This is a genomic window from Cryobacterium sp. Sr3 (genome assembly GCF_004402835.1).
GTDB classification, from domain to species: Bacteria; Actinomycetota; Actinomycetes; order Actinomycetales; family Microbacteriaceae; genus Cryobacterium; species Cryobacterium sandaracinum.
Genome location: NZ_SOFA01000037.1, coordinates 1 through 12,563, shown reverse-complemented (window position 1 = coordinate 12,563; position 12,563 = coordinate 1). Strand labels below are relative to the sequence as shown.

Here is a 12,563-nt window from a genome sequence, read left to right as displayed (position 1 = left end):
AACCGCTACAATGCCAGCACCAGATTGACGGGATCTCCCTAGGTATCAGGGTGAGTTGAGGCCAGTAGCTCAGGGCAAGTCCGCCGTTTGACGTAGGGCGATCAGGAAGTCCCACTATGTCCAGCCCATCGTTGATCGCCGTGCGCGACGATAGTTCCTTGAACAACAGCAGTCCCGACCCGCGCGCGGGCGGCCCCACGCCCCGGCGGTCGTTCACGCCGAAGCAGAAACTTGACCACCTCGCCGCCTACGAGGCGGGAACCCGAGCGCTTCAGCACCAGCTGCGAGCCGAAGATCCTCGCCACCTCCGACGCGGCCTGGATCAACAAACCCGCCGCTCAGGAAGAAGAGCCGAAACTAGCCGCCTAAACTCACGCTGGCCTCACTCACCTTGACAAATTCCGTGATCGCAACCGAGTCACTTTGTGCTCGGACGGCAACGACCGCAGCAATGGCGATTTCCGTCGCGAAACCTCGCCCCCACGTCGCCGGGGAGAGACGGTACCCGAGGTTCCAGACGGGCGCTGGAGTCATGTTCACTCCACCCGTACCGACGAACGTGCCAGCTCTCAGCGCATCATCCGATCCCCGGTCGCCCACACGAACCGCCCATTGACCAATGCCATGTTCTCGCCGGCTCTTGATGGCGTCGTCGACGATCCTTCTGGACTGCTCTCGAGTGTTGTGACGACCCACGGGCAAGTGCCGCCACGTGTCGGGATCGCTGAAGACGCCAAAAACTGATTCGAGATCGTCAGGAGTCAGAGGTGAGAATGCAAGGCGAACATCTGGCGCTAAATCTAAATTCGTCATCAAGACCATTGTTCCCAATCTCGGCGACACTGAGCTGCGGGCTGTCCGCAGGCCGGACCTCGACGGACGCAGATTCGGCGCCAAGTCACCGAGGTCCTGAAGTTTCGGGGGAGTGGCGGTTGGGAACGACCTAGGCTAGCGAGCATGACGGTCGAACAGGTTGAGCAAGGACCGCGCCAAGTCGCGCGCACTGTCGAGGTGCCGGCTTCGGCCGACGACGTCTTCGCGTTGGTGGCTGATCCGCACCGTCACGGTGAGCTGGACGGCTCGGGCACCGTCCGCGGAACGGTGTCGGGTCCGGAGCGGCTCAGCCAGGGCGCACAATTCTCGGTAGCGATGAAGCAGTTCGGCATCCCGTATCGCATCACCAGCACGGTGACGCGCTTCGAGGACGGTCGGCTTCTGGAATGGCGTCACCCAGCGGGCCACCGGTGGCGCTGGGAACTCACACCACTCACGCCCACGTCGACGCGCGTCACTGAGACGTTCGACTACAGCACCGTCCCAGCCATGCAGGGCAAAGTCTTCGAGTTGCTCGGCTTTCCTCGGAAGAACGCCGCCGGCATCGAAGCCACCCTGCGCCAACTTGCGCTGCGCTACGCCCGCGCTTGACTGGACGGTGCTCACGTCCTGACCGGACGCCGAGACCCCCGCCTGCACGGCGTACGCCTCGCCAGATGCTGCCAGCGGTGCGGTCGGGAGGTCGCAGCGACAGGGCCGCTGGGGAGACAGCAGCACACGACGAGCTACTCCCACCCGCTGGAGTACGCAAACGAGCCGCCAGAGCCACGACGCCTTCCTTCCACGTGGCACCTTCGGCACTCGTCGTTGCGGTGATCGTTGGTGTTGCGAGACGTTGATCCACAGTGAGAGGGCTTGGAGGCACGAGGGTTCACTGTCGGCGGCCGATCTTGGAGTGCCCGGCTTGAACTGGCGGATCCGCCAAATCTGTCGAACTTCCGCCTGGCGCTCTCGCGAGTTCAGGCTGCCGGACTCAGCATTTCCTAATTGACTGTGACCTCCTCGGCCGATCTGTATGAGCTGGAAAAGACAAACAACACCGAGTACCCATTCACGCCAGCCACCCCGCACGAGCTGTTGGATGTCGATGCCACTCGAGACCTCTGGAACCGGCGCTTTCGCGTGTTTGGCGCGTACGATCGCGACGAACTGGTCGGGGCGGCCCTCAACGCACATCGCGATCGCCACGTGGAGACGGAATGCACGTCGGTGTTGGCCAGTCATCGAGGCCGCGGAAGCCCTAGTTATGGCGTCGGCTATCCCCTTACGTGCGGGCTCCGGCGTGCAGGGCGATCGAGTCGCCGGCGCCCACGGTCGCGGTGAAGGTTCCGTCAGCGGCGACGAAGTAGCTTGGGCCCGAGCAGGAGCCGCCCGCGCCGGGGTCGCCGTGCTGGACGTCGCAGTAGCTTCCTGCGGGCAGGGAGGTCTTGAACGTCTGGCTGATCGCGCCACCCTCGTGGTTGATCACGACGAAGCCCCCACTCCCCCGACCGAAGGCGATCGCGTTGTTGCCGTTAGACCACCAGTTCGTCACCGAGGTGCCCGTCACGGTATTGCGGAAGGCGACCATGTTCGCGATCTGCCGCCAGGCGTGCTGGCACTTCCAGCCGTCGCTGTAGCAGGCGTTGACCGTGCCGCCAGTCGGCGGGCCGGCATCCGTGTTGGTGAATTCATAGCCCGAGTACACGTTCGGCGAGCCGTAGGGCCAGGCGAGCATGAAGATGTTTGCGAGCGTGTAAGTGTTGCCGTCCTTGTAGCTGAGGGTCGAGCCGTTGCGCTCGGTGTCCCAGTTGTCCACGAAGACCCGCGCCTTGTTGCTCGCGAGGTAGCCCCAGGACTCGCCCCATGTGTTCAGGTAGGCGATCTTGTCGCTGGTGAACATGCGTTTGAGGTCGAAGGCCCCACGGAATTCGTCGACATCGCCGGTCGAGGTGTATTCGCCCGGCTGGACCGCCTCGTTCCCGCCGGCGATGACCTCCTGCGCCCAGTAGACGCTCGAGTTGGTCAGTTTTGCCTTGATGGCGGAGAGGTCGGCCGCGGCCATGTGCTTGGCGCCGTCGATCCGGAAACCGTCGACGCCGAGGGCGCTGAGGTGGTTGAGGTACGCCGCGATGGTGGACTGCACGTAGGTGCTCGCCGTGTTGAGATCGGCGAGGCCGACGAGCTCGCAGTTCTGTACGTTGGAGCGGTCGCTGTAGTTGGTGATCGGGGTCCGGCAGGAGTGGAAGTCCTGGTTCTGGTAGTAGCCCGGGTAGTCGTACTTGCTGTAGACAGTGCCCCCCGTGCCCGTGCCGGAACCCGCACTCATATGGTTGATCACCGCGTCGGCCACGACCTTGACACCGGCGGTGTGGCAGGTGCTGACCATGCTCGAAAAGGCGGCCTCGTTGCCGAGTCGCCCGGCGATCTTGTAGCTGACCGGCTGGTAGGAGGTCCACCACTGCGAGCCCTGGATATGCTCCTGGGCCGGCGAGACCTCAACGAATCCATACCCCTTGGGACCGAGGGTATCCGTGCAGGCCCGGGCGACCGATGCGAAGGACCACTCGAAGAGCGTCGCCGTGACATCCTTGGCACCCGGCGGACTCGCATCCGCCCGGGGCGTTGTCACTCCTACATCGAGGCTCAGGGTCAGGACGAGGGCCAGGCCGGCCACCGCTGCAAACAACGGACGGATTGATCTGCGCACGATGAAACTCCTTGTCGCGCGCGCCAGCGGACCACGCCGACGCGCTTCATTGGGAACGGGCGATTGCGAGCGGGCCGCGGAAGCGGAACCCGGTAAACGAGGTACTGGACCCTCGAGTTACGCTACTGCAAGCGCTTGCAATAGTGCAAGCGCATGCCGAGGAATTGTGCGCCAGCCCCCTAATACTCGCCCGAAGGCTGGTGGAATCCTTCCGGAACGCCGGCGAGGGGTGCTCTCACCCTCGTCGGAAGTCGCCCGAAAGACGAGTCCGGAGGCGATGAAGCCGAAAGGCCGACCAGACAAGGACGGATTCCAGCGCTTCATCTATCCCACACCCGGCACCTACATGGCCATTTACCGCGCCAACGGGAAGCGAGTGAAACCCCAGACCCCAGCGAGCATCACCATTCCGCAGGATGCTGGAGCACCCGCCGCGAGGAATCAGGGCCCGCGATTGGAGCTGAAGCACCTCCAGAAATGGTTTGACCACCTTGGCGGCTTCGGCCTGTTGTGCAGTTTTTGGTTTGGGTCCGGGGCAGTTTCTGGCTTGGAGCCGGCTCAAGTCTTGGGTCCCTGCGCGCGGCGTTAGGCCACCGATCTGCCTGTTGAGTGTGTCGTCACTCATGCGAGGGCCTCCTGATTCTCTGCGGCCGTGATCCTGGCCATGACTTCTTGGGTGATCGCCTGCAGGTCGTCGGCGACTGAGGATGCCGTGCGTGGTGCCAGTGTCTGTGCTTGAGCGTCACCACGCCGGATCTCGTACCACATCGGTCCTTTCCGGACTTGTGCGTCGAGTTCATGCACCAGAAGCCCTCGTTCTCGCGTGGCTTGGGCCGTCGCTTCACTGTGGCGGACGGTAGCGGTGAAAACGACGTTGTTGTCGGCGTTGAAGAGCTCGGCGATGTGTTCGCGTGCCTCTCGTTGGACGACGTGGGCGGATGCGCCTACGTCGACCAGGACGACGCCGAGGAGGTCGAGGGTGGGGTTCACTCCGAGGACGGCGTCGAGGCGTGCTGCGACGGCGCCGAGTCCCTTTCGGCTTGATTTGTCGCTCTTGACGGGGACGAGCGCCCATCTCGCGGCACTTTCGATCGGCGCCAGAACGACCGACGTCGAATCCGCGGCGATCATCAAAGCAGCGCTTCGGCGCGCACATCCAGCGTTGGCCCGGACTTTGTCGGATCAACGTCGAATAGGCGTTTCTGACGCGCGCTCCTAACGGGACGTACGCGTCATTCCCACGACCGCGGCGATGGATTGCCAGACAATGAAGGTCTCGACCACGAGCGACAAAAGCCCGAGCGGCTCGAGCCAGTTGCCAATGTCGTCCATCGCACCCGGCATCCCAACCGTGCGGTTGATGACGAAGCCGAGGATAACGGACGTCGATAGCGCCGCGGCAGCGAGGAAGTCGCGCCGAGTCCCTGTTGCAAAGAGGCGTTCCATCAACACAAAAGCTGCCACGATTAGCGCCAAATACATCCCAGCGATGTAGGGAGTTTCGGCGAACTTGCCAGGGATGTCAAGGATGTGGATTGCTGCAAGGCAGGCAAGGGCAAGTCCGACCACGATACGCCGAGTCACGACGATTAAGCGGCTGTTATCAGCCACAGTTTCGGTGTTTGTTTTCTGCGTAATGGTGGACATATTTCCCTTGTGGAAGGCCAGAAAGAATTAGGACAGACTCTACGCTTCCAGACGTCGCACACAGGCTCTATGTGGGTTCTCACAGAAAAAGCTGTTGCATTGTCAGGGACAGCATGGTCTAACCGGCTAGTCACCGGGGCGGGTCGTCGTCCGAGTCGCCGGGTTCGCACTCGGCGTGCCCGAGGACCAGGTCGCGTCGATCGCCAAGCACATGTGGCGGTTCAACGCCCGCGACTTCCGCAGGACCCTTGAGGAGAAACCAGAGCTCGCCGAACTCGCCGCGCAGGTGCACGAGTCGCAGCAGCTGGACCGACTCGTGGACCTCACCACGAAGCTCGACCGGCTCCCCCGGCACATCAGTGTTCACCTGTGTAGCGTCATCCTCTCCGACGCGTCCCTCCTCGACCGGACCCCGGTGCAACGGTCCGGGATGGGGCTGCCGATGTCCCAGTACGGGTCCGGCGTTCGGGCTCGCAACTCGTTCCCTGGCAATAAAAGACTCACCATCCCGCTCCGTATCCACGCCACCCTTTGGGGATAGGAAGAACACCTAGCGGGCACACCAGTTTTGCCACTTGCTTCATGCTCGGCTTCATCGTCCCCGCTGCCGGGCACTGGTGGCGCCCATTCCTGGTAGGGACAGCGGCAGTCGTGGTGCTCCCGGGTGTACTTGGGGTGCAATATCCGTCGGACGTCGTGGCGGCTGTCATGTACTCGATCTCCCCTGTTGCGCTGGTCGACGCCGCGGGGCCGCTGGTGATGTCACACTGGTCCAAACGGCATGTCAGCACCCGCGATGCTGCCGCCAACAGAGGAGCATTGGATGCCCCCTAAGATCGGCGTGCGCGACCGGCTGCTGCTTATCGAAGATGACCCCGAACTCGGGCCAATGATTGCAGATGTCCTGACGGAGACCTATGACGTCACCCTGGTCGCCGACGGTGTGGAAGGGCTCGCCGCGGGCCTCTCGTGTGAGTTTGAGGTGATGGTTATTGATCGGCGCCTGCCGGGCCTCGACGGACTGGCCGTTGTTGAGGCCCTCCGGCGCAAACTCGTCACGACCCCGATTCTGGTCCTGACGGCGTTGGGCACTACCCGCGATAAAGTCAACGGGCTCGATAGCGGGGCGAACGACTACCTGGTGAAGCCGTTTGAGTTCGACGAGCTACTCGCCCGATTGCGCGCCATTTGTCGCGTGTTCACCGGTGAGGGCCGACCAGTGCAGGTGGGCGGATGGGAGTACTACCCGGACAGCCGTACGATCTATTCGCCCTACGACGGGCGCATCCTGCTGACTCCTAAGGAGAACGAACTGCTGAAGCTTTTGGCGGAAGCCCCCAACCGCACGTTCTCACGAAAACAAATCCTAGATGCCGTCTTCAGCGTCGCCGACACCGCCGGAACGGTAGACACCTATGTCCACTATCTCCGACGCAAAACTGACAATGACATCGTGATCACCGTTCGCGGACAGGGCTACCGTTTGGGGCAACTGTGACCCGCCGGGACGTGTCCATCATCGACAGCGATATCCTCGCGATTCGTCGCGCTTCACGCATCGTCGGGACTCGGCTAGCACTCGTGTGCACGGCTGTTGTCGCCCTCGCCCTTCTCGCAGTGTTTCTTTACATCCTGTCCGAAATCTCGGCCGCCGAGCTGTTCGAACCGATGCCGGACACAGACAATCTGCAGGTCAGCGCGGTGGGGCTACTGCGTGCTGCAACAGTCTTGGGTATCACGCTGATTTTTCTTGCCGGGGTGCTGAGCTGGCTCGTCACTCGGCAGGCGGTACAACCCTTGGGCGAGGCTTTGCGCATTCAGCGGGCTTTCGTGGCCGACGCAAGCCACGAGCTGCGCACACCGCTGGCGGTACTCGATGCCCGCCTTCAAATCCTGCAGCGCTCCCTGACCGAGAACGACGCATCCACTCCCATAGTCGCGAAACTACGGAGCGACACGAAGGACCTCATTCACATCGTGAATGACCTTCTCAAATCGGCGGAAATCAGCGATGCGGCGGTGAAACAGAACATTCTCACGGATGTAAACGCGGCGGTCACTGCTGCCGTGAAATCCATGGAACTCATCGCAGTGGGAAACAAAGTCACCATCGCGCACACGGCCCGAGGCCCCGCCATCGCATACGCTCCAGCACCGAGCGTCACCCGATGCGTCGTGGCCCTGCTGGATAACGCGCTCCGCTTCGCGCCGGAAGGTTCTGCTGTCACGGTCGCCGTAGACGTGACCAAAAAGTCGGTGATAATCACCGTGCGGGACCACGGCCCAGGCATACAGGGCATCAACCCCGCGCGCATTTTTGATCGGTTTGCGCACTCCGACGCGGCCGTCAACGCAAGCGGGGGCGAAAGCCGGACGGGCTTTGGCATCGGCCTTTCCCTGGTGCGGGACATCGCGGTGCGCTACGGCGGATCAGTAAGGGTGGTCAACAGTTCCGAACAGGGCACAGCAATCATGCTTGCAGTACCCCGCGCGAAGCGACGGCCCTAAACCCTCGCCATTGTCAGGGCTCGTCGACATGACGTTGACCCCGAATTCTTTTCTGAGAGAAGTCTTAGAGACCATTGGGTTCACTGGTCAATCAACCCAATAGAGGAGCCCCGACCATGACGTCAACACTGCCCGACACCCTTTCACGATCACGGGGCATGCTAAACAAGGTCCCCGAGGTGACCCTCATCTTCTGGGTGATCAAAGTACTCGCGACCACCGTGGGTGAGACCGCCGCAGATTTCCTGAACGTTGACCTCGGACTCGGCCTGACTATCACGTCGGTCATCATGGCCGTTTTGCTCTCCATCGCACTCGTTGTGCAGTTCCGACTGCGCAAATACACTCCGGCCGTCTACTGGCTGGCGGTGGTATTGATCAGCGTCGTGGGCACCCTCATCACCGACAACCTCACCGACAACCTCGGTGTGCCTCTGTGGATCACGACCCTTGTCTTCGCCGTGGCATTGGCTGCGACCTTCACCGTGTGGGCGCGCTTGGAGAAGACGCTCTCCATCCACTCCATCTTCACAACCCGCCGCGAAATGTTCTACTGGCTCGCGGTTCTCTTCACGTTCGCGCTCGGAACAGCGGCCGGAGACCTCGTCGCCGAGGGGTTCCAGCTCGGGTTCTTCGTGGCCCTGATCGTCTTTGCCGCGGCCATCGCCGTGGTCAGCGTGGCGTACTTCGTCTTCAAACTCAACGCCGTGCTCGCCTTCTGGATCGCCTACATCCTGACCCGCCCACTGGGCGCATCGACCGGCGACCTGCTCTCCCAGCCCTTTGCCGACGGCGGACTCGGCCTCGGAACCACAGGCACCAGCGTGTTGTTCCTTTCCGTAATTCTAATTCTTGTGATCGTACTCACCCTCCGCGCCAAGAAAGCGGATGCCCAGCTTGAGCCAACCGCGTGATCGCGCGCCGCGCCAACGATTACTAGGAAGGCACAGAACGATGAGCACGGGTGCGCGACCATGACCGGTACGACCATTTCCGCGCTGTCCACCTCCGGAATGCTCGATCCGCAATCGGTGATCGCCGGCGCCGGCGTCTGGGGTCTCGCTGTTGTCTGTGCCATCGTGTTCATGGAAACCGGCCTGCTCGTCGGCTTTTTCCTGCCCGGCGATACGCTGCTTTTCTTTACGGGCGTGCTCGCCTTCAGCGGTGTTGTCGGCCAGCCGCTGTGGGTGGTCATTCCAGCGATTGCCGCGTCGGCCGTGCTCGGGGATCAACTCGGCTATCTCATCGGTCGCACATCGGGCCCACGAATCTTCGACCGCCGCGATTCGGGCCTGTTTAGCCCCGAGAGCGTCACTCGGACCCAAACTTTTTTTGACCGCTCCGGTCCGGCGGCCGTCACAATCGCGCGTTTCGTCCCCGTCGTACGGACCTTCGCCCCCGTGGCCGCAGGCATCGGCACAATGCCCCGACGCGTCTTCACGATGTTCAACATTCTCGGCGCCGGGCTGTGGACGACCGGGGTCGTGCTTCTGGGCTTCGGCCTCGCTCATATCCCGGGTGTTGCCGCATTCGCGGCGCGCTACATCGATCTCGTCCTGATCGGAATCGTCGTCGTGTCTGTGGTGCCAATACTTATCAAAACCGTGGCGGCACGTCGGCAGACTTCTCGGGTGTAGTTTTTTCGCCTGACCCTGAGCAAATGACCGTACACCTTCTCATCGTGATCTCTTGGACGGATCGATACGTGGCGAGTAGCGCTTGATGGTAGCGCCAGTCCACGTAATTGGTAGCGCGGTTCTGACGAGGTGGTAGTGGCCCGGGCGCTGTGTGCCCGGGCCGCTCCGGTCTCATTCCCAGTAGGTCTCGTGGGCGCGGGCTTGGTCGTTGCGGTGCCTCCGCATGTCGATCTGGCCGAGGTTGATGATCCGGGCGTTGTTGGCGAGGCGGTTCACGATCGAGTCTGCCGCGACCCGGTCGGGCAGCTCGGCAACCCAGTGCGCGGGCCCGGTCTGCGAGGCGATCATTGTCGGGAGCCGGTGTTCGCGGTTCGCGAGGATCGCGAACAGGTCGCTGGCGGCGTCGCTGTCGATGCCGACGGTGAGGAATCGTCGATGTTGAGCAGGTCGATGTTGGAGAGCTCGTTCAACAGCTTCTGGTGGGCGATGCCGTCGCCGCGGGCGATGACGGGCCTTCGGTGAGGTCGTCCATCCGGAAGTAGAGGATCGAGTGCTCACTGTGGCAGGCGCCGATGGCCAGCGCGCAGGCGAGGTAGGTTTTTCCGCCGCCGGTGGGCGAGATGATGAGCAGGTTTGTCACATCGGAGCGCCAGTCGTGGGCGGCATAGCGTCGCATTCTGACCGGGGTGATCCTGCGTCCGTCGCGGTAGTCGACTTCGGCGACGGTCGCTCCCGAGATCGGGAACGCGGCCTGGCGGATGAGTTTGTCAACCTTATTGATGCGGCGGGACTCCAACGCGTCGTCGACGGCAGTGAGGAACAGCTGCTCGGGGGTGAGGGGGTCGTTGGCTTCGTCCTGGATTAGTTCCTCCAGCCGGGTCGCAACGCCGCGTGGACGACCTGCGGGGTGCCGTGGATGCCGAAGGTTTCCGTCATCATTTCCGCGGCCAGGACCGCGGACTCAGACGCGTGGACCACGGCGCCGACGATGTAGCGGGAGTAGATATCGATCATGACGTAGCAGTCGTAGTACTTGCCCTTGATCGGGCCAGGCAGCTTTGTAATATCCCACGAGAACACGAGCCGGGGGACGGTGGCTACCAGTTCCGGGATCGCCCACGGCGGGTGGCGGGCCAAGCGGCGGCGTTCCTTGACCTGTTTGTTCTCGGCCAAGATCCGGTAGATCGTTGAGATCGACGCTATATAGACGCCCTCGTCCAGCAGCTGCGCGTAGATCTGGATCGGCCTCGAATTCAACGACCATCGCGAGCACATTGAAGAGGAGCCTGCCGACCGGATCGGTGGGCTCATGAACGGAACCACCGATACTGAGCTTCACTTCACGTTGGGTGAGATCGTCAACGATGTCTTTCGCGTCGCGAAGCGACCGTGCCAGCCGGCCGAGCTTGGTCACGACGAGGGTATCGCCGGCTCGGCAGGCGGCTAACGCTTCGCGAAGACCTGGCCAGGCCCGGTTAGTTCCGGTAAGGCCCTGATCGGTAAACGTCTTTTGGAGTGAGACGCCGAGGGTGGCGAGGGCGTGCTTTTGGGCGGTGAGGTCTTGGTCGTTGGTGGATACGCGTGCGTAGCCGATAAGCATGCAGGTCATGCTTCTGTCGGGTACCGTTTATCCCCCCTTTACCGAGCATTTTCTCGGGTGGGGCATCCAGGAATGGGACGGTCTCGAATGTGAATCGCGGCGCTAAATGGCCGCCTTTTCGCAGCGCTGAACGTCACCCCAACGCACGTAAGCCGATCCTTCAACAGTGGTGATCAGACCGTTCCGCCGGTCGCACGGATCGCCTCATCGACCGGCATTTGTCTACTCTGCCCGTCTCTAAATGCGACGATAGGGTCTTGATGCGGCAGGTGCCCAACGGTCGCAACCGTTGCTCTCAGGACCAGTACTGCGTGTTCCATGGCCCGGTCGCTGTTCCGATCAGTACAGTGTCCTCTTCGGCCCCGTCGAAATGGATCGCGTGAGCTGGCACAAACAAGAACGACCTCGCCGGGAATCGATCCGCGTCACCCTCGATGAAAGAGGTGCCGTATCCGAGCATGAGTTCGCCGGAGGCCACGTGCAGGTGCGCGTCGGCGATGTGGTGGTGCGGGGCGTCGAATACGCCCGCGGGGATAAAGAACGCGTAGGTGAACATGTAGCCTGGCTCACGAGAGCCGACGAGTGTTGCGGACTTCGTGCCGTCGTCGTAAACCGTCTCCCATGGGATGAGGCGGGAATCAAACGACTGTGGCTGCTTCGGTTGCATACCGTCATGGTAACCGCGGCTCACAGCGAACGTTCGCGGAATACAGACACCGCGCTGCGTGGACATAGGGCGACGAAACCTGGGCCGGCTTCGCCAGACCTTCAACAGCATCCAGCGCCCGTTTACCGAACGTCTTGCGGGGCAAGCAAATTTTGCTGTCGATGCGAAGTGGACTGTTACAGCGGCCGGAGAGTCGTCAGAGGACGACGCTGGCAAAGTTCAGCGCTGCGGTAATGCCGGCCACTGCGACCAGCAGCAGCAGCAGCAGCGCTCGATTGATTCGACGACGGCTATCCGTTCCTTTTCGGAATGCGGATCGTGAGACTCGATCCAGGTTGGGAAACAGTGCCTGGAAGGGTGGATCCTGAGGTGCCGGGCTGATAGATTCCTCGGCTGGGTGTCCATCATCCTCGATTTTCGCCGTATCTCCAACGTACCGGTCAAGGCCAAGTCGTAGTCGAGTACAAGGCGCCCGCAAATCACGAAATTCCTGCGAGGGGAACGGCAGAGGGGACACATATACAGCTCGGGTCAAGAGTTGCTGAACAGCCAGGGTCAGTAGCGCAGCTCGATGCTGTCCGCCCAAGACAACTCTGCGCCGAAGGCCATAACGATGGCTAAGCCGACAACGCCAGCAACGATACTTGCCGCGCGCATCTTGGGCCGGCCAGCCATGCTGGCCAGAAAGATAGAAGCGACGCTGATTATCAGCACGACACCGGTAATTGCGAGTCCGCTGCACTTAATCTCCACGATCCTGCATTGCACTGGATAGGACTCCAGACAGGCCCAAGCGCCCATGCGCGGCACGACGACTAGGCCAACCAGAAACGCGACAGCCACCCCAGAGGAAACAAATCCGGGTCAAGTCCAAATGTGTGGTGTAACGCGTTTGCCGCGTGATTCTTGGATTTCTAGGCGCTGAGGGCGCCGAGTTCGGTTGCGGGTTCCTCCTTCTCGGTCGGGACGAGGGTGAGGCGT

The 12,563-nt window shown here is 62.1% G+C and carries 13 protein-coding genes and 3 pseudogenes; 6 read left to right on the top strand and 10 right to left on the bottom strand.

The window, feature by feature from the left end:
- Positions 1-357: 357 nt before the first annotated feature.
- Complete coding sequence (locus E3N94_RS11350) at positions 358-813, bottom strand: GNAT family N-acetyltransferase (RefSeq protein WP_166790100.1); 456 nt, start codon at positions 811-813, stop codon at positions 358-360.
- 144 nt (positions 814-957) lie between these two features.
- On the opposite strand from E3N94_RS11350, the gene E3N94_RS11345 reads away from it, so the two are divergent.
- Positions 958-1,425 (top strand): SRPBCC family protein, encoded by a 468-nt coding sequence (locus tag E3N94_RS11345; protein WP_134570261.1) that lies wholly within the window; start codon positions 958-960, stop codon positions 1,423-1,425.
- 673 nt (positions 1,426-2,098) lie between these two features.
- Here the strand turns inward: E3N94_RS11345 and E3N94_RS11340 are convergent.
- The 3 genes from E3N94_RS11340 to E3N94_RS11330 all read right to left on the bottom strand — a co-directional run bounded on the left by E3N94_RS11340 (position 2,099) and on the right by E3N94_RS11330 (position 5,170).
- The gene (locus E3N94_RS11340) at positions 2,099-3,523 is read right to left on the bottom strand and encodes an alpha-amylase family protein (protein WP_241986154.1); all 1,425 of its coding nucleotides are present in this window, start codon (positions 3,521-3,523) and stop codon (positions 2,099-2,101) included.
- A gap of 621 nt (positions 3,524-4,144) precedes the next feature.
- The gene (locus E3N94_RS11335) at positions 4,145-4,654 is read right to left on the bottom strand and encodes a hypothetical protein (RefSeq protein ID WP_174776132.1); all 510 of its coding nucleotides are present in this window, start codon (positions 4,652-4,654) and stop codon (positions 4,145-4,147) included.
- Between the two features lie 84 nt (positions 4,655-4,738).
- Positions 4,739-5,170, bottom strand: a complete 432-nt coding sequence (locus tag E3N94_RS11330) for a hypothetical protein (RefSeq protein WP_134570260.1) — start codon at positions 5,168-5,170, stop codon at positions 4,739-4,741.
- A 148-nt stretch (positions 5,171-5,318) separates the two neighbouring features.
- Between E3N94_RS11330 and E3N94_RS11325 the strand changes: the two are divergent.
- From E3N94_RS11325 to E3N94_RS11305, 5 genes and pseudogenes are all read left to right on the top strand, one after another.
- Positions 5,319-5,624, top strand: a pseudogene (locus E3N94_RS11325) (hypothetical protein); the annotation flags it as partial.
- 369 nt (positions 5,625-5,993) lie between these two features.
- Positions 5,994-6,668 (top strand): response regulator transcription factor, encoded by a 675-nt coding sequence (locus tag E3N94_RS11320; protein ID WP_134570258.1) that lies wholly within the window; start codon positions 5,994-5,996, stop codon positions 6,666-6,668.
- An 11-nt stretch (positions 6,669-6,679) separates the two neighbouring features.
- On the top strand, positions 6,680-7,678 hold the full coding sequence (locus E3N94_RS11315; protein WP_134570257.1) for a HAMP domain-containing sensor histidine kinase: 999 nt from the start codon (positions 6,680-6,682) through the stop codon (positions 7,676-7,678).
- 116 nt (positions 7,679-7,794) lie between these two features.
- On the top strand, positions 7,795-8,592 hold the full coding sequence (locus E3N94_RS11310; protein WP_134570256.1) for a hypothetical protein: 798 nt from the start codon (positions 7,795-7,797) through the stop codon (positions 8,590-8,592).
- Positions 8,593-8,652: 60 nt separating this feature from the next.
- Complete coding sequence (locus E3N94_RS11305; protein WP_134570255.1) at positions 8,653-9,315, top strand: VTT domain-containing protein; 663 nt, start codon at positions 8,653-8,655, stop codon at positions 9,313-9,315.
- Positions 9,316-9,486: 171 nt separating this feature from the next.
- Here the strand turns inward: E3N94_RS11305 and E3N94_RS17510 are convergent, their stop codons facing one another.
- The 6 genes and pseudogenes from E3N94_RS17510 to E3N94_RS11285 form a co-directional block, all read right to left on the bottom strand.
- The gene (locus E3N94_RS17510; RefSeq protein ID WP_277870681.1) at positions 9,487-9,873 is read right to left on the bottom strand and encodes an ATP-binding protein; all 387 of its coding nucleotides are present in this window, start codon (positions 9,871-9,873) and stop codon (positions 9,487-9,489) included.
- A complete protein-coding gene (locus E3N94_RS17505; RefSeq protein WP_277870682.1) occupies positions 9,782-10,177 on the bottom strand; it encodes an ATP-binding protein in 396 nt (131 codons plus the stop codon). The genes E3N94_RS17510 and E3N94_RS17505 overlap by 92 nt, the downstream gene beginning before the upstream one ends.
- A gap of 26 nt (positions 10,178-10,203) precedes the next feature.
- Positions 10,204-10,611, bottom strand: a pseudogene (locus E3N94_RS16595) (IS3 family transposase); the annotation flags it as partial.
- Positions 10,556-10,924, bottom strand: a pseudogene (locus E3N94_RS11295) (recombinase family protein); the annotation flags it as partial. The pseudogenes E3N94_RS16595 and E3N94_RS11295, both read right to left, overlap by 56 nt.
- A 286-nt stretch (positions 10,925-11,210) precedes the next feature.
- Positions 11,211-11,582, bottom strand: a complete 372-nt coding sequence (locus E3N94_RS11290) for a cupin domain-containing protein (protein ID WP_134570254.1) — start codon at positions 11,580-11,582, stop codon at positions 11,211-11,213.
- 555 nt (positions 11,583-12,137) lie between these two features.
- A complete protein-coding gene (locus E3N94_RS11285; protein ID WP_166790099.1) occupies positions 12,138-12,425 on the bottom strand; it encodes a hypothetical protein in 288 nt (95 codons plus the stop codon).
- Positions 12,426-12,563 lie beyond the last annotated feature (138 nt).